Origin of the sequence: Mycobacterium sp. 29Ha (genome assembly GCF_032883055.1) — a bacterium.
GTDB lineage: Bacteria > Actinomycetota > Actinomycetes > Mycobacteriales > Mycobacteriaceae > Mycobacterium > Mycobacterium gallinarum.
The window spans coordinates 22,050-40,815 of record NZ_JAMQTI010000008.1; the positions used below are offsets into that span (position 1 = coordinate 22,050).

An 18,766-nucleotide genomic window follows, 5' to 3' on the forward strand; every position below is an offset into this window, starting at 1 on the left:
CGTAAAGCCAGGCGCAGCAGTGCGTTTCAGGCACTTCTTGTTAGGTAAGGCTAGGCAGCCAGAGGCGTGTATGTCGTGGAGCGCTGTCGCGCCGGCCGGCCGATGCCCTCGGCGATCGAGGTGAGCTCCTCGACGCTCTTGGCCGAGCCGAACTCCGAACCGGCCATCCGCGAGATGGTCTCCTCCATCAACGTCCCGCCCAGATCGTTGGCACCACCATTGAGCATCACCTGCGTGCGCTCGACACCGAGCTTGACCCAGCTGGTCTGGATGTTGTCGATCCTGCCGTGCAGCATGATTCGCGCCAGCGCATGCACGGCGCGGTTGTCGCGGTGCGTCGGCCCCGGCCGCGCGCCACCCGCAAGGTAAAGCGGGGAACTCTGATGAACGAATGGAAGCGGTACGAATTCGGTGAATCCGCCGGTGCGGTCCTGGATCTCACGCAGCACGCGAAGGTGGCCGACCCAGTGTCGCGGTGAATCGACGTGGCCGTACATCATCGTCGAACTCGACCGCAGCCCGACTTCGTGCGCGGTGCTGACGACCTCGATCCACATCGACGTCGGCAGCTTGCCCTTGGTCAGCACCCAGCGGACCTCGTCGTCGAGGATCTCGGCGGCGGTGCCCGGGATGGAACCCAGTCCCGCCTCACGAAGCTCGGTGAGCCAGTCCCGAATGCTGGTGCCGCTCTTGGTGACTCCGTTGGCGATCTCCATCGGCGAGAACGCATGCACATGCATCGACGGCACGCGTGCCTTGACCGCGCGCACCAGATCGGCGTAGCCCGTGACGGGCAACTCCGGATCGATACCGCCCTGCATACACACCTCGGTCGCACCCGCGACGTGCGCCTCCCATGCACGGTCGGCGACCTCGTCGACCGAAAGCGAGAACGCGTCCGCGTCACCCTTGCGCTGGGCGAACGCGCAGAACCGGCAGCCGGTGTAGCAGATGTTGGTGAAGTTGATGTTGCGGTTGACGACGAAGGTCACGTCGTCGCCGACGACATCGCGCCGCAATGAGTCCGCCAGTGCGGCAACAGCATCCAGCGCCGGGCCGTCCGCCATTGCGAGGGCCAGGTATGCGTCGTCGGAGAGTGCGGCCGGATCGCGCTCGGCGGAGCGCAGCGCCGAAAGCACGTCGGTGTCGATGCGTTCAGGAGCCTGGGCGGCCAGTTCGTGCACCTTCTCGCGGATCGACTCCCAGTCGCCGAACGCACTTCCCAGATCGCTGCGCGTCTCGGTGAGGCGGCCGGCATCGTCGATGGCCGAGTGAAGGTCGGTGCGACCGAGAGACTCCCAGGCCTCGTCGGGTTCCTGCCATGGCCGTCCGGTGGGGTTGACGTCCAAGGCCAGACCGGTCTCGGGGTCGGCCAGCGCGTCGACATGCCCACGTACCCGCGGGTCGATCCACGCGGCACCGGCCTGCACGTATTGCGGCTGAGCAGTCAAACGCTGCACCAAGTCGTAACCGGCCTCTGCCGTGACCGCGGACAGCTCGTCGAGCGCGGGCCAGGGCCGCTCGGGGTTGACGTGGTCGGGGGTCAGCGGCGACACCCCGCCCCAGTCGTCGACTCCGGCGCCGATCAGCGCCAGGCATTCCTGGCGCGACACCAGGTTCGGTGGCGCCTGGATGCGGACCTTGGGTCCCATCACCAGGCGCGTCACCGCGATCGTCGCGACGAAGTCCTCGAAGCCGGCATCCGGCGTCGCCGCCATCGCGGTGTGGTCCTTGGCCCGGAAGTTCTGCACGATCACTTCCTGAACGTGTCCGAACTCCTTGTGCGATCGCCGGATCGCATGGATGGTTTCGGCACGCTCTTCCAGCGTTTCGCCGATCCCGACGAGCATTCCGGTCGTGAAGGGGATCGACAGACGGCCGGCGTCGGCCAGCGTGCGCAGCCTGACTTCCGGATCCTTGTCCGGGCTGCCGTAGTGGGCCAGTCCCTTGGTCTCGAACAGGCGCCGCGAGGTGGTCTCCAGCATCATGCCCATCGACGGGGCCACCGGCTTGAGCCGGCTCAACTCCGACCAGCTCATCACGCCGGGATTCAGGTGCGGCAGCAGCCCGGTTTCCTCCAGCACCCGGATGGCCATCGCCCGGACGTAGTCCAGCGTCGAGTCATAGCCGCGCTCGTCGAGCCACTGCCGGGCCTCGTCCCAACGCGCCTCAGGCCGGTCACCGAGCGTGAACAGCGCTTCCTTGCAACCCATTTCGGCACCGCGACGGGCGACCTCGAGGATCTCGTCGGGCTCCATGTACATGCCGAGGCCCTGTGCCCGCAGCTTGCCGGGGACCGTGACGAATGTGCAGTAGTGGCAGGTGTCTCGGCACAGATGAGTGACGGGGATGAACACCTTGCGCGAGTAACTCACCGGCAGCCGTCCGGTCGGACCGCGTCGGCCGGCCGCTTCGAGGCCGGCATCACGCACGCGGGCCGCACTGGCGCACAGATCCGCGAGGTCATCCCCACGCGCGGTCATCGCGATCGCTGCTTCCTCGACATTGAGTGCCACGCCGTCGCGGGCGCGGCGCAGTACGCGCCGCAGGCCTGCAGGGCTGGGTGTGCCTGACTTCGGTGGGATCACCGGGCTGGGCAGATCGGCGCCATGCTGGGGGTTCAGAGCCACTCCCGTGTAACCCCGCGTCCGTCGAAGATCATCCGCGCGTCTCACATTCTGAAACATGGGCGCCTGACATATCGGTCACATTAGTCCGCCAATTGACGCAGTCGGTGCGCCACCGCCGGGTGGGCGACGTCAGCAAAGCAAAAGGTGCGGTCCATTTACGCACGAGCAAACAGTGGCGTAGGTTATCGGAGTCGGGGCTTTCCGGGAGGACAACATGAAACACTCTGCACGCTCGGCAATGGCGGCGGGGGTGAGCATGCTCGCAGTAAGCGCGGCCGTGATCGCTCCGGTGCATCCCTCCGACGCGCCCGCGCCGGATCGGGCGGTCCGGCTGGCGGCGGCGGTGGAGCCACTGCAACCCCCCTGGCTCACATACCAGCGCAAATCGTCAGAGGCGCTACTCGGGCCGTCAGTCGCATCTGTCGACCTGCCGAATCTCCTCATCGAATGGCTCGAACGAATCATCGTGCCGCCGAGCCTCGGTGCCGAATTCCCGGAGCCCAACTTCCCGCCGGTCATCGTCGGCAATTCGATCGACAGCACTATCAAGAACGTCTACAACGCCATCGAACCGTGGGTGGAGTGGGGATTCGACGTCGCTGCCTACGCCGTTGGCTGGGTTCCCTACGTGGGATGGCTGGCCCCCCAGATCTCGATTTTCTACGATTTCGGCGAACGCATCGTACGAAGCATCACGTTCAACATCGCCGACTGGCTCGGGGGGAACATCAGCTTTGGGCAGGGATTGGTCAACGTCGGAATCGACACCATCAACTCGTTCATCTACCTGGCGAACGATCAATTGGCTTTCTGGCTGCCACCGCTACCCCCGATTCCCCCCATCGGCCCCCTAGCCGCGGAAGATGCGGATGCCGAGTTGAGGACGACGTCACTCTTTGGCCAGACTGCAGAGCAGGCGGGAACCGAAAACCTCGGTGAACTGCCCACGCACGAGGAATTCTTGGGCGGAGGGGAAGAGCTCACCCAAGGTGACGAGCTAACGCACGAGGAAGGTGCCGGCGAACTCGACGGAGGCCTGGGCACTGGCGGGGAAGAGCAGATCGAAGCGATCGTCGCCACCGGGGAGACCAACCCCGGTCCGGCAACCGATCAACTCGAGAATCAGACCGAGGGCGCGACTGAGCCGACCAATTCGCCCGGAACGGTCCGCGCGCAAGGTCAGATCCGCCACTCCCTCGTCACCGCGCCGGGTGGACGGTCGTTCCACGGCCCGAGCACGACCGGGTCGCGTACCGGCAGCCTGACCACGAAGCTGGCCGAACTTGCACAGTCACTGGCACCGAAGGTGACCAAGGCGCCGTCATCAAATGATGACGGCGCGGGCAGCCCGGGTGACCCAGGCGCCGGAGACACCGCCGACGCAAAGTGACACTCAGGCGTTCATGTGACGCCACAGCACCGCTGCGGGGGGCAGCGTGCCGAGTGCGATCAGCAGCAGGGTCCCGTAGGCCATGACCCCGGCGCCGCCGTAGACGATGTCGTCGCCGGGTCCGCCCAGCGACAGCAGCGCAACGGTCAGCAGCCAGGTGAACAGCGGCACCGCCGCCGTTCTCGGCGACGAGGTCCAATGCAGCGCGGCCCACACCAGTGCGGCATTCATCAGGCCACCGATCAGCGCGCTGATCGGAAACGGCCACGTGCCGAGGTAGAACGGGAGAAAGAACGACGCGAGGATCGCGCAGAGGACACCGTCGATGGCGAGCAGCGTCAGAACAGCGACGCGCTGATAGTCAGCGCTGGGAGCGGGCGAGGTCAGGTCGGGATGCTGTCGATCACGCTGGCGATCGAACCGATGACCCACTGAAAGTTGTCGAGCCGGTCCTGCCAGTGCTGCAGGTTCGGATCCAGATCGGGGTCCATTGTCGTCCCTTCCACGCGCACCAGTTGACGGGGAGCTTACCCCGTTGAGCCCCCGCTATTCGAGGTTCAGACCCGCAAGCAGATCGGTTTCCCACCCGCGACGGTCGCGGGCGCCCGCCTCGCCCGACACCAGGATGTAGTGCTCGACGGCGCCGACCGGCAGAGCGATGTTGTTCGACAGCGCCAGCGAGCGGTCGTTGGGCGCGACGGTGACCTGGGTGGCGTGCGCCCGCAGGGCTGCCACCTTGGCAGGCAGCTGATCCGGGACGTCGATGACCGCGTCGATCGCCTCGTCGGGATGACCGAACGACACGTCGTCGATGGACACCCGGATCCATTCGTCTGGCACATCTTCGAGCGCGTTCAGACCCTCGGCGATCGCCGTCGTCGAGAGCACGGTCCAGTACACCTTCGGCACGATCCACGGCTCGCCCGGATATTCGGAGCCAGCCGACGCCACAACCGCCGCCATCGTCACTTCGTGGGTGTGGATGTGGTCGGGGTGCCCGTAGCCGCCGTTCGGGTCGTAGGTGACGACGACGTGCGGGCGCAGCTCACGAATGATCGCGACCAGCGCGCCCACCGCCTCCGCGGGATCGGCGTCGATGAAGCGTCGATGACGTCGTGACGGCGTCCCTTCCATCCCCGAGTCTCGCCAGCGGCCGGCGCCGCCGAGGAAGACGGGCTCGTGGACACCGAGCGCCTGCAGTGCCGCCGTCAGCTCACCGATGCGAAACCCGCCGAGTTGGTCGGCCTTGTCGACGGCCAGGTGCGCCCACTGGTCGCCGATCACCTCGCCCTCCTCGCCCAGGGTGCACGTGACCACCCGCACCCGCGCACCCCGGGCGACGTAGTGCGCGATCGTCGCGCCCGTCGTCAACGTCTCGTCGTCGGGATGCGCGTGGACGAACAGCAGCCGTGGACTCTCCATTGGCACAGCTTGCACGATGATTGGGGCTAGATTCACTTGGTGTCGCGCCGCACCCTCGAGTTCGTATGCGCGATCATCATCGTCGGACTGCTCGCCGGGGTGGCGGGCGCGGCGACCACGCTGCTGCTGCACGCGATCGAACATCTGACGTACCACTACTCCTTCGGCACGCTGCTGTCCGGTGTCGGCGGCAGTAGTCCGGTGCGGCGCGCGGTCGGTCCGATGGTCGGCGGTGCGCTCGCCGGCTTCGGGTGGTGGATGCTACGACGGCGCACCGCCGTTCCCCCGCTCGCCGGAACCATCAAGGAGCACCGGCCCATCCCCCGGGTCGCGATGTCCATCGACGCGTTCCTCCAAGTGCTGCTCGTCGGCGCGGGGGCGTCGCTGGGGCGCGAAGGCGCACCCCGTCAACTGTCCGCTGCACTAGGCGATTTCGGCACCACGCGGCTGTCGCTCACGGCGCGCGACCGTGAGATTCTGCTCGCCTGCGCGGCGGGCGCCGGACTGGGTGCGGTCTACAGCGTGCCGCTGGGCGGGGCCTTGTTCGCCGCGCAGATCCTGCTGGGCAGCTGGCATCCGCGGGTGCTGGGCACAGCGCTGATCACCTCGAGCCTCGCGGTCGCGGTCGCCGCGCCCGTCACCCATCTCGAACACCCGCTGGATTGGCCGGACGCGTCGACGTCCTATCTGTTCGCGTTCCTCGCGCTGGCCGTCGCACCGCTGGCCGGAGCCATCGGTCTGGCGTTCAACCGGATGATGGACGCCGCGCGCCCCAAGGTGCAGTACAAGTCCTGGATCCTGATCCCCGCGATCGCGGCGGCCGGTCTGCTGACCGGCATCTGCTCGATCTGGTACCCAGAACTACCCGGCAACGGGCGAAGCATTCTGACGGTGGCTGTCGACAGCGGGATGACCCTCGGCGCCGCCTGCGTCATCCTGCTGTTGAAACCGCTTCTGACAGCAGGGTTTCTGCGCGCCGGGGCCGTCGGCGGCCTGCTCACCCCCGCCTTGGCCACCGGCGCGGCCACCGGGTCGGTGGTCGCACTTGTGCTCAATCAGCTGGCGGACATCGATATCCACGTGTCGGCGCTGGCGCTTACATGTGCGGCCGGGGTCCTGGCGATCACCCAGCGCTCCCCGCTCTTTGCGGCGTTGTTCGTGTGGGAACTGGCGCACCCGCCGTACTGGTTTCTCGCCGTGTTCGCGATCGCGGCATATGCCGCGCACGGCCTGCGTTTGATGCGCGAACGCCGCGAGGACCAATTACCCTCTCACTGACGGGTTTTCACCCACGTACCGGCGTCGCCGACGATGCCGATCGGCACGGCGCCGGACAACTTGACGTTCTGCACGCTCGGCCCGGCCGCGACGATCGTGGTGTCCTGCAGAATCGGCAGCACCGTCGACATGTTCCACAGTCGCGGTTCCACCGCGGTGATGACGGCGTCGATGGGCTCGCTGCCGTCGAGTGCGGCGTCGATCTTCGGCTGCAGGCTGCGATCGCAGATACCGGTGATATTGCTTGGCGCCTGGACCAACTCGCTGTTTTCCGGCGCGGGACTTTCCGGGGTGGTCGACGTCGCCGTTGTGGACGGGGCCGGCCGCGCGGTCGTCGGCGCGGTCGCGGTTGTGGTCGAGGTGGTCTCCGGGGTCTCTGGGGTCTCCGGGGTTGATGTCTGCGGCGCAGACGTTTCCGGCTCGGTCGTCGCGATCGCGGTGGCCTCGAGCGCGCGGCAGCCGTAGCGCGATGCCAGCGCCGTGGCGAGGTCACCGCCGGCCTGATGCCAGCCGACGACGGCGTCGACGCGGTTGTTCGTCAGCGCGTCGCCATAGAGCGCCACCGGGTCGAGCGCCGATACGGATGCTTCGATGCCCACGTTGCGCAGTTGGTCGGCGGCGGTGTTGGCGACCGCGACCGAGGTCGGATCGTTGGCGGCGACACCGAGCACCAACGACAGCGGCACCCCGTCCTTGATGATGCGGCCGCGGTCGTTGTCCGGAGCGGGCGTACCGGGTGTCGCCGGTGTCGGCGATTCGACCGGCTCCACCACGTAGCCGGCGTCGACGAGCAGTTCCAGCGCATCCTCTTTCGAGATCGCGGGCGGCGCGGTCGGCACGTAGCCGGGATCGGACGGCGATCGCACCTGCGCCTGCGCCAGCGTCACAGTGTTGTCGTCACCGGCCCCCACCGCGGCGAGCAGGTCGACGTCCAGCAACCCGAAAATCGCCTTGCGCACTTGGGAATCCGCGAGCGCGGGCTGTTGTGCCCGCAGCGACAACTGCATGACGCGCGGCGTGACGATCCGCGCCGTCCGGACGTCCGGAATCGCCGAGAGTTGCGCGAAGGTGGCCGCACCGCCGTGGACCTGGGCCACCTGTGTGTCTCCATTGCGGATCGAATCGGCGAGGGCGGCCGCGTCCCCGCCGCGCCTCAACAGGATCAGATCGGGTTTGGCGGGCGCGCTCCAGAAGCGGTCATTGCGTGCCAGCAGGATCTCGTCGCGCTGAGGGTCGATGTTCTCGACCCGGAACTGACCGCCGGTGACCGGCAGCGCGCGAGCCAGGCCCGCCGCGAATCCGCCCGGGATGTCCTTGACGATGTGGGCGGGCAGGATGTTGTTGAACAACTCGCGCCAGGCCGGATAGGGCTGCGAGAAGGTCACCACCGCGGTCTTGCCACCCTCGATCGACTGCACGCCGGTGATGAGGTCATAGCCTGCGGGGTCGACGACCCCGGGCTGGCTCACCATCTGCTGCCACAGGTACCAGAAATCGTCGGCGCCGATCGGGGCGTTGTCGGTCCATGACGCCTCGGGCCGGATCGTGTAGGTGACGGTGAACGGATCCCGACTGGTGACTTCCGCCGACTCCAGCAGCGTGGTGTCGAGTTCCCATCGCGATCCGGTCGGGGTGTTGGGATCCGGCACCGGCCGGAACGAGCTGGGCAGTACCAGTGAACTGATGGCGGCGTTCACCGGTGACTGGTCGGCCAGCAGGTGCGGATTGAAGCCCGGACCGATCCAGTCGATGGCCATGATGATCTGCGACGCCTTCGGCGGAGGCGGAGCCGTCGTCTCTGTGGTGTCGGTGCTCTGCGGAGCCGGCGGCGGGCTCACGGTGCAGCCGGAGATGAGCGTCATCAGCGCGGATATCGCGACTATGACGCGTACTGGCCTCGGCACGGTGTTCAGGGTATCGGCAGCCGCTCGGCCGTCTCGGCCAGCGCTAGCCCCGGGCTTTGGCGCGGGACTTCGCGCGGGCACGCAAGGTGGCATCCAGTTCGACCTTGCGAACGCGAACCACCTCGGGCGTGACCTCGACGCACTCGTCCTCGGCGCAGAACTCCATCGCCTGTTCAAGCGTCAACTCGAGCGGACGGGCCAGCGTCTCCATGACATCGGCCGTCGACGACCGCATGTTGGTCAGCTTCTTCTCGCGCGTCACGTTCACGTCGAGATCCTCGGCGCGCGGGTTGATCCCGACCACCTGGCCCTCGTAGGTGTCCTGGCCCGGTTCGACGAAGAATTGGCCGCGGTCGGCCAGCTGAATCATCGCGAACGGCGTGATCGAGCCCGACCGGTCCGACACCAACGATCCGGTGTGGCGGGCGCGGATCTCACCCGCCCACGGGCGGTAGCCGTCGAATACGGCGTTCGCGATCCCGGTGCCGCGGGTCAACGTCAGGAAGTCGGTGCGGAAGCCGATCAGGCCGCGGCTCGGCACGATGAAGTCCATCCGCACCCACCCCGCGGCGTGGTTGGTCATCTCTTCCATGCGGCCCTTGCGAGCCGCCATCAACTGGGTGATCGCTCCGACGAACTCGTCGGGACAGTCGATCGTCATCGCCTCGAACGGCTCGTGCAACTTGCCGTCGATGGTGCGGGTGACCACCTGCGGCTTGCCCACGGTCAGCTCGAAGCCTTCGCGGCGCATCTGCTCGACGAGCACGGCCAGTGCGAGTTCACCTCGGCCCTGCACCTCCCACGCGTCGGGCCGGTCGATGTCGACGACCTTGATCGACACGTTGCCGACGAGTTCGGTGTCCAGTCGTGACTTCACCATGCGCGCGGTGAGCTTGTGCCCGGAGACCTTGCCCGCCAGCGGTGAGGTGTTGGTGCCGATGGTCACCGAGATCGCGGGCTCGTCGACGGTGATGCGCGGCAGCGCGTGTGCGTGCTCGGTGTCGGCCAGCGTGTCGCCGATCATGATCTCCGGGATGCCCGCCACCGCGACGATGTCGCCCGCGATGGCCTCGTCGGTGGAGGTACGTTCCACGCCCTCGGTCACCAGAAGCTCGGTGATCTTCGCGTTCGTGATGACGGGATGACCGTCGACCTCACGCATCCAGGCGACCTGCTGCCCCTTGCGAATCCGCCCCTTGTAGATGCGGATCAGCGCGAGGCGACCGAGAAACGCCGACGCGTCGAGGTTGGTCACCAGGGCCTGCAGGGGGGCCTCCGGGTCGCCCTTGGGCGGCGGGATGTGTTCGAGAAGCACGTCGAACAGCGGGTCCAGGTTCTCGCCGTCGGGGTTCTCGCCGTTGGCGGGTTCGACGGTGCTGGCGATACCGGCACGGCCCGAGGCGTACAGCGTGGGCAGCCCGAGCGCGTCCTCGGCGGCCTTCTGGGCCTCCTCGTCGAGGTCGGAGGCGACGTCGAGCAGCAGATCGTGGCTGTCGGACACCACTTCGGCGATGCGGGCATCGGGCCGATCGGTCTTGTTGACCACCAGGATCACCGGCAGATGCGCGGCCAGCGCCTTGCGCAGCACGAAGCGGGTCTGCGGTAGGGGGCCCTCGGACGCGTCGACCAGCAGCAAGACCCCGTCGACCATGGACAGCCCACGTTCGACCTCCCCACCGAAATCCGCGTGCCCGGGGGTGTCGATGACGTTGATGACGGTCATGCTGCCGTCGGGGTGGCGACGGTGGACGGCGGTGTTCTTCGCCAGGATGGTGATGCCCTTTTCCTTCTCCAGGTCGCCGGAGTCCATCAACCGCTCGATGGCATCGTCACCGCGGTGGGTCAGGGCGCCGGATTGCCGCAGCATCGCATCGACCAGGGTCGTCTTCCCATGATCGACGTGCGCAACAATGGCGACATTCCTGAAATCCACGCCGGTAAGTGTCGCAGTGCGGGTAGTCAATCGCGAAAACGAGAGAGACAGCTCACGTGAAGGCCAGCAAGCTGCTCGACATAAAACCGAAGAAAAAGTGCTGCCGCAGCAAGCCCAGGTGCAAGAAATGCCCGCTGGTACTGCACAAAGTGCGTAAGGCCGAACTAATGGGCACCCGCGGCAAGGAGCTCGAAAAGATCTACCAGCGCGCCCGCAAGAACTGAGCCCCCGGAGTACCTTTAAAGGCATCCGTCAGGCGTGTTCAGGTGCGGTTTGGAGGTGCCGATGTGACGGTTTACGAGGTTGCGACCATTGCGCTGATCTTCGTGGTGGCTTCGGCCGCGACGCTGGCGATCTACCTCGGCTTGCTCAACTGGATCGGCAGATTTCACGTGGTGCATTGCTCCGCGTGCCATCACCTGACCACAGCGTCGACGAGAGAGCCACAGGCGTCCTGCCCGCATTGCCGCCACCCGTTGCTGCTACATCCGCTGCATGCGGTGACTCACCCGAATGCGCGGGTGCGGGTGCTCACCGACTCGCTGCGTTACTGAGCGCTAGGGGTACGACAGCAGCAGCATCACGCGTCCGTCGGACGGCGGATCGCCGAAGTCGTTTGCGTCGAATCCGTAGTACTCCCCCTGGTCCTCGGTGATGGAATCGATCACCTTGCCCTGGGTCTGGATCTCACCGTTCTTCACGTCGTCCATGGCGCCTTTGAAGTCAGGCACCGACAATGATTCGGCGAGAACCAATGCCTCACCGCCGGAGGGTAATTCGACAAGGACCCCCGCGCCGGAGTAGTTGTTGCCGCCACGGCCGGTCCCCCGCGGCGCCCAGTAGACCGGTTCAGAAGCGAGCGCCCCCTCCACGCGAAAGTACTTGCCGGCGTCGACGGAGTCGTTGACCGTGACCACGGGAAGTGCGGCGATCTCACGGTCCTGCTGCCAGAACATGATTCCCAACGGGATGCAGACGATCGCGTACATCATGACCATCAACATCAGCACGGGCTTCCAGGCGATCTCCCACCCCAATCGACGCTCGGACACACCCTTGGACTGGGCCTGGTTGTCGAGTTGTCTGCGGCCGAATCGAAAGACATACCAAGCCAATACGCGTGCCAGCGCCATCAGCGCGAGGATGATCAGCCCGACGATTCCCGACACCCGCCAGTAGAACGTGCTGTCCCCGTGGTTGAGGGTCATCAACACCATCGTGGCCGGGATCGGGGCGGTGATGAGCAGGAGAAGCGCGTACGACGGGTGGCTGGTCAGATAGTCGTAGCTCGTCGTCCACTGGCGATTTCCGCCGTAGACGGTGACGTCGCCGATGTCGGCACTGACCATCGGGGTCCACGACCCGCGCACCACGCGCGGCCGAACCAAACTGCGAAAGAAGAAGAACCCGAAGACAAGCGAGACCACGAGCGCGCCCCAGAAGACGCCGGGCTGGGGGTACCACCCGCTTGCGGGGGACGACTCACCGGTTCCCGGCACACCGAATGCACCGCGGATGTCGATGACCTTGCCGATGAAGAACATCAGCGGCACCGCGAAGAAGAACTCGATGAGCCAGATCTGGGTGAGTTGCGGTATCCGGCTGCCGGCCCGGTCAAAGGCCAGCACCCCTTGCCAGATGAAACGCAGCACGCGCATGGACCGGAAGAATAATGTGCGTCGACGAGCTGCGGATCAACTCGTCAGCGCGGCGCGCAGTTCGGCAAGCCACGTTCGGTCGGCGGGCACCCAGTCCAGGTCGTCGAGTTCGTCGACGGTGATCCAGCGCAGCGCGCGGTGGTCGTTCGGATGCAAGGCGCCACCGGTCTGGGTGACCCGGTAGGCGCGCAGCGCGGTCGCCGGAGTGAGCGCGACGTCGACTCCGAGGCGGGCGCCCACAGTCACATCGACGCCCAGTTCCTCCTTGAGTTCACGGACGAGCGCGGCCTCGTCCGTCTCACCCGCGGCCACCTTGCCGCCGGGCAGTTCCCATAGGCCGGCCAGGGCCGGCGGCCTGTCACGTTGAGCGACCAGCAGTGCGTTAGCCGCGATTAGAGCTCCGGCGACGACGATCTGATTCGGCTTCTGGTTTGACACTGCGGCTGACGGTATACCTAACAAGCATGGCTGTATTGACGGACGACCAAGTGGACGCCGCACTGCCCGATCTCGACGGCTGGGAACGCGCCGACGGCGCCCTGCGCCGGTCGATCAAATTCGGAGCCTTTCTGGACGGTATCGACGCGGTGCGGCGCGTCGGCGAGAAGGCCGAAGAGAAAGATCATCATCCCGACATCGACATCCGTTGGCGGACAGTCACTTTTGTGTTGGTGACACACTCCGAGGGCGGTATCACCGACAAGGACGTCGAGATGGCGAAGGAGATCAACGCGATCGTCGGCCAGTAGCGGCGATCCACGCCAGCGTTACCAGCGTGGCGACGATGTAGATCAGCCCCGCCCAGGCCAGGTACCACGGACGGGAGATGACCCAGATCGTCGGCTGCGCAAAGCTCAGCAGCCACGGCACCCCGATCAGGGTCAGCACCAGCCAGCCCCACCCCAGCACCTTCGCGCCGAGCCGGTCCCGCAATGGACCGTGCAGCAGCCAGATCATCAACGGGATGAGCCACACCCAGTGATGCGTCCATGAGATCGGCGACAGCAGGAGGCCGAACAGCTGTACGACGACAATCGCCCCGAGTCGGTCGGACGCCCCGCCGATCGCGCGCCATGCCAGCACCGCCAGTACGGCCGTCACCGCGATGCCGGCCAGCACCAACGGCCCGTAACCCGCGTCGTGTCCGAGTATCCGGGATATCCCGCCGCGCCATGACTGGTTGAACGACGTCCCGATTGGTCCCACCCGGGACGCGTCGCCGAGCAATTCGGTGAAGTAGTAACGGGTTTCGCCGCCGATGATCAGCCACGAAATCCCCACCGTCGCGAAGAAGACGACCGCCGAGAACACGACAGCGGCCCACCGGCGGGCGCCGAGGAAGTACAGCCCCGCCACCGCGGGTGTCAGCTTCACCCCGGCCGCGAGGCCGACCAGTAGCCCCGACACCCACCATCGCGTGCTGTACACCGCGTACAGCACCGCGAGCACCAGCAGCACGTTGATCTGGCCGTAGTCGAACGTGCTGCGCAGGGGTTCGATCCAGATGCCGACGGCCGTCCACAGCATCGCCGTTCGATGGTCGCCTCCGGCGCCCGATGTCGCCGCCGGGGCGGCTCCGGCGGCCAGCAGCCGCTGACTCATCCGTACGACTCCATACAACGCCGCGAAAAGCCCGAGTTGCCAGGCGAAGGCGACGAGTCCGAACGGCAGCAGGTGCAGCGGGTAGAACACGATGGCCGCGAACGGCGGATAGGTGAACGGCAGCGGGAAGTCCGGCGTCTGGTCGGCGTAGACGTAGTCGTAGAGCGTCCCCGGATGGTCGAGCATGCCCGCGCCGCCGACATACACGTGCAGATCGACGAAGTTGGCCCCGTTGGGCACCAGGTATGTCCACGCCAGGCGCACGACGATGCTGATCACCAACAGAATCGGCGCCGCGGCGGCCAGTCGGGCAGGCAATCGCGACGCGGTCGAGGCGGTGGTCGGCGTGTCTATCCGTACGACTCTATCGACCGGTAACCGTTAGCCCTCGCATCCGTAACGGTTGAATAAATGCCACACGTGTCACTTGAGTAACACCAGTAACTCCGTAGCTTCGGGTCGAGGCGTGCCGACCAACCTGAATGGGAGAACCATGCACAGCACCAGAAAACTCTTCGCGACCACGATGATTGCGGCCGCGGGAGCCGTCACGGCTGCACTGGCCTTGAGCGGAACCGCTTCCGCTCAGCCCGCAGCACCTGCCCCTGCACCCACCCCCGGCGTTCCGGGCCTGCCGTTCATCCAGCAGCTCGCATCCAATCCGGCCGCAGCGACGCAACTCATGCAGGGCTTCACGTCGATGCTGAACACCGCCTCCACCCCGGCCGCGCCCGCCGCGGCGCCGCAGACCGCGACCGCGTCGGTCACCCTGCCGCAGGCTCCGGCACTGCCCGCCGCAGCGCCGGTCGCCACGGCGGCTGCCCCTGCGGCCAACCCGGCCAACCTGCTGACGGAAGCCGCGGCACCGCTGACCGGTCTCGCATCGCTGTTGCCCGCCGGAACGCCGTTGGCCGGGCTGCTGCCTGCGGCGTCGACGGCTGCCGCACCCGCGCTGGCCGCTCCTGCGGCCGCCGCTCCCGCGGCGCTTCCCGCCGCCGGTGCCGCACCGCTGATGCTGCCGTTGTCGGCACTGCCCTGACGGCAGCGGCGACGTCGACCGAGAAGACCACCACAACCACTCTCAGGGGGAGTCATGTCAACAAGGACGATGTTCGCCACCGCTGCCGTTGCGTTCGGCTCATCGGTCACGCTGCTGTTCGGCGGCGTGACCGGTGTGGCCGGCGCACAGCCGGCACCCGCTCCGGCACAACCCATCGACGCGCTGCAGGCCCCTGGTCTCCCTGCGGTGCAGAGTCTCGGACCGATCATTCAGCAGGCCGCCGCCGATCCCACGAGCGCGGCGTCGACGTTGATGGCCGCCGCCGCGGTGTTCGCCGGCGACGCCACCGCACCGCCCGACTCACGCAATGTCGCGTCGGCCGTCAACCAGTTCGTCGCCCACACCCCGGCCCCCGGCGCGGCGCCGGGCACGGTGGCGCACCTGCCCGCGGGGGTCAACCCCGCCCATGCCGTCGGTCCCGCGCCGGAGGAAATGCCTGCCCCTGAGGCCGCCGCGGTACTGCCCGCGCCCGAAGCCGCTGCGCCTGCCCCCGGTCCCGCACCGGAGGTCGCAGTTCCGGTCCCCGCCCCGGCGCCTGCGCCAGGCCCGGATCCCGCTGCCGCCGCACCCGCCGCCGCACCCGGCGGCCCCGAGTTCGGTCCGGACGCCCCGACAACGCAGGACTTCCTGTATCCGTCGATCAGCAACGGATGCCTCAAAGATGGTGGAAACGTGCTCGCCACAGCGATTTCGGTGGCGGGTCCCGCGAAGATCCCGACGCCGGGACCGGGACCGGGCCAGACGGCCTACGTGTTCACCGCGATCGGCACCCCGGGTCCGGCCGCGGAGCAGAAGCTGCCGCTGAACGTCACCTGGGTGAACCTGACGACCGGCAAGTCCGGTGGAGCCACACTGGTGCCACGATCAGACATCAACCCCCAGGGGCCGACCACGCTGACGGCGATCGCCGACACCGGTTCGGGCAGCATCATCTCGACGATCTTCGGTCAGGTCACCACGACCGAGAAGCAATGCCAGTTCATGCCGACCATCGGTTCGACGGTCGTTCCCTGACGCGGGCGGCTCAGTAAGCCATGAAGAGGATGGCGTCTCGGTCGTAATCGCGGCCGGGATGCACCTCTGACAAGTGAGCCTGAGCCTTCTCGACGAGATCGTCCTCGTTCTCACCGCGGATCGCCTCGCCACACGGGCAATTCAGGTGTGTCTTCATACGTGTAGCTTCCCACAGCCGATGATGTTGGGCATGGAGCTTTCCGACGTCATGCGAACAACCGGTGCTGTCCGTCGATTCACCGACGACCCGGTGCCCGACGAGGTGCTCGAGCGCATCCTCGACAACGCGCGGTTCGCCCCCACCGGCGGCAACCGCCAAGGCACCCATGTCATCGTGATCCGCGACCACGAGACCCGGAAGGCGCTGGCCGACCTCAGCGTGACGGGTGCGCGCCGCTATACGGCTCAGGTCAGGAACGGTGAGTTCCCGTGGAATCCGGTGAAGCCCATGAAGGTCACGGCGGAGGAAGTCGCCGCCACCGAGGCGGGCCCCTACCTACCGTTCGTCTACTGCGGTGCCGTCCTTGTGGTGTGCGTGGACCTGAATGTGTGCGCGGCGTTCGACCAGTACCTCGACCGCATCGGTCTGATCGCGGGCGCGTCGGTGTATCCGTTCGTGTGGAACATCCTGCTCGCCGCGCGTGACGAGGGCTTTGGCGGCGTGCTGGCGACCGTGACCGTGGCCGAGGAACCCCGAGCCAAGGACCTGCTCGGTATCCCCGAGGACTACGCGATCGCCGCGCTGCTGCCGATCGGCAAACCGGTGAAGCAGGTCCGCAAGCTAACCCGTAAGCCGGTTGCCGAGATCGCGACCCGCGAGCGCTTCGACGGTGAGCCGTTCCGCGCTTAGCGCGCGGTTTCGGCCGCTAGGTCGACATTCGATAACAGTTCGGCAGTTAGCCAGCCTCGAAGGCGCCGCGCCTCTTCCCCACTCGTGAGTGCCGTGGGACCTTGAATGCATGACCTGCATTTTGGGTTACGCCGCCGCGAGCGCCGTCGGGCAGAACCTCGAGGCTCAGCTCGCCGCGCTCAGCGCCGAGGGCGTGGACCCCAGGCGGGTGTTCACCGACAGGGTGTCCGAAACGGCCGACCGGGCCCGCGCCGGGCTGTACGCGATGCTGAGCTACGCCCGCTCCGGTGACACGGTCATCGTCGTCGCGCTCGACCGCCTCGGCCGCTCGACCACCGAGGTCACCCGAACCATCGCCGACCTGACCGATCGCGGACTGCGACTGCGGGCGTTGCGTGAGGGTCTGGACACCGGCACGTCGACCGGTCGTGTCGTCGCGGGGATCCTGCGCAGCCTGGCCGAACTCGACCTGCAACCCCACCGCGAGCCGAGCTAACCCTTGGCGGCCTTCGCGGCTGCCTTGGCCTGCTTCTTGTAGTTCCGCACCTTTTCCAGCGAGCCGGGATCGACCACGTCGGCCACCGACAGGAACGAGCCGGCCTTGCCGTAATCTCCGGCGGCCTTGCGCCACCCGTCGGGCGTTACGCCGTATTGCTTGCCGAGCAGTGCGAGGAAGATCTTGGCCTTCTGCTCGCCGAACCCGGGCAGCGCCTTGATGCGACGAAGCACCTCGGCCCCGTCCGGATCGCCGGACGTCCACAGCGCGGACGCGTCACCGCCGTAGTCGTCGACGATGAGTTGCGCCAACGCCTGAATCCGCTTGGCCATCGAGCCCGGGAAGCGATGTATCGCAGGGGTTTTCGAACACAGCGCGGCGAACTCGTCGGGGTCGTAATCGGCGATCTCGCGAGCGTCCACGCCACCGATGCGGTCGGCGATCTTCTTCGGTCCCGCGAACGCCGCCTCCATCGGATACTGCTGATCGAGCAGCATGCCCACCAGCAACGCGAATGGATTCGACTCCAGCAACTCGTCGGCCGCGGGATCTTGAACCAGGCAGAGCTTCGAAGTCATCTCAGCAGCCTACGACGACCGCCGAGACGCGGAGGTGGCCGAGCTGAGTAATTGATCGGCGGGGAATCCCAGGGCCTGGCATGGCGCATACTGAGACCAGAGGGCGCGCGGCTGTCGATCCAACTCCCTCCGGAAAGAAGTCCTATGAGCAGCGCCAACAGTGTTGACGAGAAGGTTCGCGCTGCGATGGTTCAGCTAATCCGTGGTCATGCGAAGGACACCGCCCTGGAGCAGGCCTTGCTCAGCATCACGACTAGTGCCGTGGAGCTGATCGAGGGGGTGGACTTCGCCGACATGTTGGTCATGTACGAGGACGAAGCGCGGTCAGTCGCGCCCACTGCGCCGCTGGCCGTCGAACTCGATTCGATCCAGCTGCGCCACCAGAAAGGCCCCTGCCTGGACGCCGCACAGGACGCGGTGGTGATCATCAGCAGCACCGACATGCGCGAAGAACGCCGGTGGCCGGAATTCGCTTCCGCCGCAGTGGCTGCCGGGGTTCACGGCATCTTGTCGTACCGGCTCATTCCCCAACACCAGGCCACTGGAGCACTGAACCTGTTCAGCCAAAAGCCGGACTCGTTTGACGACTCAGGCAAGACAATGGGCGCGCTTCTGGCGACCATGGCCACGGTCGCAATGATGACCGCCGTTCGCGAGGAGCAGTTCGAGACTGCGCTGGCAAGCCGGGATCTCATCGGACAGGCCAAAGGAATACTCATGAATCACTACCGGGTTGATGCCGACCGCGCCTTCGAAATGCTCAAACATCTGTCCCAGAACGACAACACTCCCGTGCGATCCATCGCTCAGCAGATAATCGATAACTTCTGAGGGGGCGCCCCCCGAGACGTTTAGACACCTCCAGCCCGGGCACCCCACATACCAGCGGAGACGACATCGGCGAGGGTCGCGCCGTCTTTCCGTGAGGTGAGCCGCAGGCAGCCCACGTTG

The 18,766-nt window shown here is 66.7% G+C and carries 21 protein-coding genes; 10 read left to right on the plus strand and 11 right to left on the minus strand.

Annotation, left to right across the window (positions count from 1 at the left end):
- Window positions 1-50: 50 nt before the first annotated feature.
- A complete protein-coding gene (locus M1248_RS12105) occupies window positions 51-2,630 on the minus strand; it encodes a bifunctional FO biosynthesis protein CofGH (protein ID WP_317148481.1) in 2,580 nt (859 codons plus the stop codon).
- 214 nt (window positions 2,631-2,844) lie between these two features.
- Between M1248_RS12105 and M1248_RS12110 the strand changes: the two genes are divergently transcribed.
- Window positions 2,845-4,020 carry a hypothetical protein gene (locus M1248_RS12110; protein WP_317148482.1) on the plus strand — a complete coding sequence of 392 codons (1,176 nt, stop codon included), beginning with the start codon at window positions 2,845-2,847 and terminating at the stop codon, window positions 4,018-4,020.
- Window positions 4,021-4,023: 3 nt separating this feature from the next.
- Here the strand turns inward: M1248_RS12110 and M1248_RS12115 are convergent, their stop codons facing one another.
- The 3 genes from M1248_RS12115 to mshB are packed head-to-tail and all read right to left on the minus strand — an operon-like array spanning window position 4,024 to window position 5,442.
- The gene (locus M1248_RS12115; protein ID WP_317148483.1) at window positions 4,024-4,452 is read right to left on the minus strand and encodes a hypothetical protein; all 429 of its coding nucleotides are present in this window, start codon (window positions 4,450-4,452) and stop codon (window positions 4,024-4,026) included.
- Complete coding sequence (locus M1248_RS12120) at window positions 4,404-4,526, minus strand: hypothetical protein (RefSeq protein WP_286201668.1); 123 nt, start codon at window positions 4,524-4,526, stop codon at window positions 4,404-4,406. The genes M1248_RS12115 and M1248_RS12120 overlap by 49 nt, the downstream gene beginning before the upstream one ends.
- A 40-nt stretch (window positions 4,527-4,566) precedes the next feature.
- Window positions 4,567-5,442, minus strand: a complete 876-nt coding sequence (gene mshB, locus M1248_RS12125) for an N-acetyl-1-D-myo-inositol-2-amino-2-deoxy-alpha-D-glucopyranoside deacetylase (protein WP_317148484.1) — start codon at window positions 5,440-5,442, stop codon at window positions 4,567-4,569.
- A 39-nt stretch (window positions 5,443-5,481) separates the two neighbouring features.
- Between mshB and M1248_RS12130 the strand changes: the two genes are divergently transcribed.
- The gene (locus M1248_RS12130) at window positions 5,482-6,720 is read left to right on the plus strand and encodes a chloride channel protein (protein ID WP_317148485.1); all 1,239 of its coding nucleotides are present in this window, start codon (window positions 5,482-5,484) and stop codon (window positions 6,718-6,720) included.
- Here M1248_RS12130 and M1248_RS12135 read toward each other — a convergent pair.
- Window positions 6,714-8,582 carry an ABC transporter family substrate-binding protein gene (locus M1248_RS12135; protein WP_163737528.1) on the minus strand — a complete coding sequence of 623 codons (1,869 nt, stop codon included), beginning with the start codon at window positions 8,580-8,582 and terminating at the stop codon, window positions 6,714-6,716. The genes M1248_RS12130 and M1248_RS12135 overlap by 7 nt on opposite strands.
- Before the next feature lie 85 nt (window positions 8,583-8,667).
- The gene (gene typA / locus M1248_RS12140; RefSeq protein WP_163730213.1) at window positions 8,668-10,557 is read right to left on the minus strand and encodes a translational GTPase TypA; all 1,890 of its coding nucleotides are present in this window, start codon (window positions 10,555-10,557) and stop codon (window positions 8,668-8,670) included.
- A 56-nt stretch (window positions 10,558-10,613) separates the two neighbouring features.
- On the opposite strand from typA, the gene M1248_RS12145 reads away from it, so the two are divergent.
- Both M1248_RS12145 and M1248_RS12150 read left to right on the plus strand, forming a co-directional pair.
- Window positions 10,614-10,781 (plus strand): hypothetical protein, encoded by a 168-nt coding sequence (locus tag M1248_RS12145; protein ID WP_174262079.1) that lies wholly within the window; start codon window positions 10,614-10,616, stop codon window positions 10,779-10,781.
- Window positions 10,782-10,844: 63 nt separating this feature from the next.
- Window positions 10,845-11,111 (plus strand): hypothetical protein, encoded by a 267-nt coding sequence (locus M1248_RS12150; RefSeq protein ID WP_317148486.1) that lies wholly within the window; start codon window positions 10,845-10,847, stop codon window positions 11,109-11,111.
- Between the two features lie 3 nt (window positions 11,112-11,114).
- Here the strand turns inward: M1248_RS12150 and M1248_RS12155 are convergent, their stop codons facing one another.
- Entirely contained in the window at window positions 11,115-12,215 is a 1,101-nt protein-coding gene (locus M1248_RS12155; protein WP_317148487.1) for a hypothetical protein, read from the minus strand.
- Between the two features lie 36 nt (window positions 12,216-12,251).
- Window positions 12,252-12,653, minus strand: a complete 402-nt coding sequence (locus M1248_RS12160; RefSeq protein ID WP_163730217.1) for a (deoxy)nucleoside triphosphate pyrophosphohydrolase — start codon at window positions 12,651-12,653, stop codon at window positions 12,252-12,254.
- Window positions 12,654-12,679: 26 nt separating this feature from the next.
- Here M1248_RS12160 and M1248_RS12165 point away from each other — a divergent pair, with 26 nt between their 5' ends.
- Window positions 12,680-12,964, plus strand: coding sequence for a 4a-hydroxytetrahydrobiopterin dehydratase (locus tag M1248_RS12165; RefSeq protein ID WP_163730218.1), 285 nt, complete (start codon window positions 12,680-12,682; stop codon window positions 12,962-12,964).
- Here the strand turns inward: M1248_RS12165 and M1248_RS12170 are convergent.
- On the minus strand, window positions 12,942-14,171 hold the full coding sequence (locus M1248_RS12170; protein ID WP_317148659.1) for a mannosyltransferase: 1,230 nt from the start codon (window positions 14,169-14,171) through the stop codon (window positions 12,942-12,944). The two genes, M1248_RS12165 and M1248_RS12170, sit on opposite strands and share 23 nt — an antisense overlap.
- 139 nt (window positions 14,172-14,310) lie before the next feature.
- Between M1248_RS12170 and M1248_RS12175 the strand changes: the two genes are divergently transcribed.
- A complete protein-coding gene (locus tag M1248_RS12175) occupies window positions 14,311-14,856 on the plus strand; it encodes a hypothetical protein (RefSeq protein ID WP_317148488.1) in 546 nt (181 codons plus the stop codon).
- 54 nt (window positions 14,857-14,910) lie between these two features.
- Window positions 14,911-15,891 (plus strand): hypothetical protein, encoded by a 981-nt coding sequence (locus tag M1248_RS12180; protein ID WP_163730220.1) that lies wholly within the window; start codon window positions 14,911-14,913, stop codon window positions 15,889-15,891.
- 10 nt (window positions 15,892-15,901) lie between these two features.
- Here the strand turns inward: M1248_RS12180 and M1248_RS12185 are convergent, their stop codons facing one another.
- Entirely contained in the window at window positions 15,902-16,048 is a 147-nt protein-coding gene (locus tag M1248_RS12185; protein WP_083123951.1) for a DUF1059 domain-containing protein, read from the minus strand.
- Between the two features lie 33 nt (window positions 16,049-16,081).
- Between M1248_RS12185 and M1248_RS12190 the strand changes: the two genes are divergently transcribed.
- Both M1248_RS12190 and M1248_RS12195 read left to right on the plus strand, forming a co-directional pair.
- Window positions 16,082-16,741 carry a nitroreductase family protein gene (locus M1248_RS12190; RefSeq protein WP_163730221.1) on the plus strand — a complete coding sequence of 220 codons (660 nt, stop codon included), beginning with the start codon at window positions 16,082-16,084 and terminating at the stop codon, window positions 16,739-16,741.
- A gap of 109 nt (window positions 16,742-16,850) precedes the next feature.
- Window positions 16,851-17,237, plus strand: a complete 387-nt coding sequence (locus M1248_RS12195; RefSeq protein WP_163730222.1) for a recombinase family protein — start codon at window positions 16,851-16,853, stop codon at window positions 17,235-17,237.
- Here the strand turns inward: M1248_RS12195 and M1248_RS12200 are convergent.
- Window positions 17,234-17,815: an HhH-GPD-type base excision DNA repair protein gene (locus M1248_RS12200; protein ID WP_163730223.1), complete on the minus strand. Its 582-nt coding sequence runs from the start codon at window positions 17,813-17,815 to the stop codon at window positions 17,234-17,236. The two genes, M1248_RS12195 and M1248_RS12200, sit on opposite strands and share 4 nt — an antisense overlap.
- Before the next feature lie 144 nt (window positions 17,816-17,959).
- Between M1248_RS12200 and M1248_RS12205 the strand changes: the two genes are divergently transcribed.
- Window positions 17,960-18,646, plus strand: coding sequence for an ANTAR domain-containing protein (locus M1248_RS12205; protein WP_163730224.1), 687 nt, complete (start codon window positions 17,960-17,962; stop codon window positions 18,644-18,646).
- The last annotated feature ends 120 nt before the right edge of the window (window positions 18,647-18,766 follow it).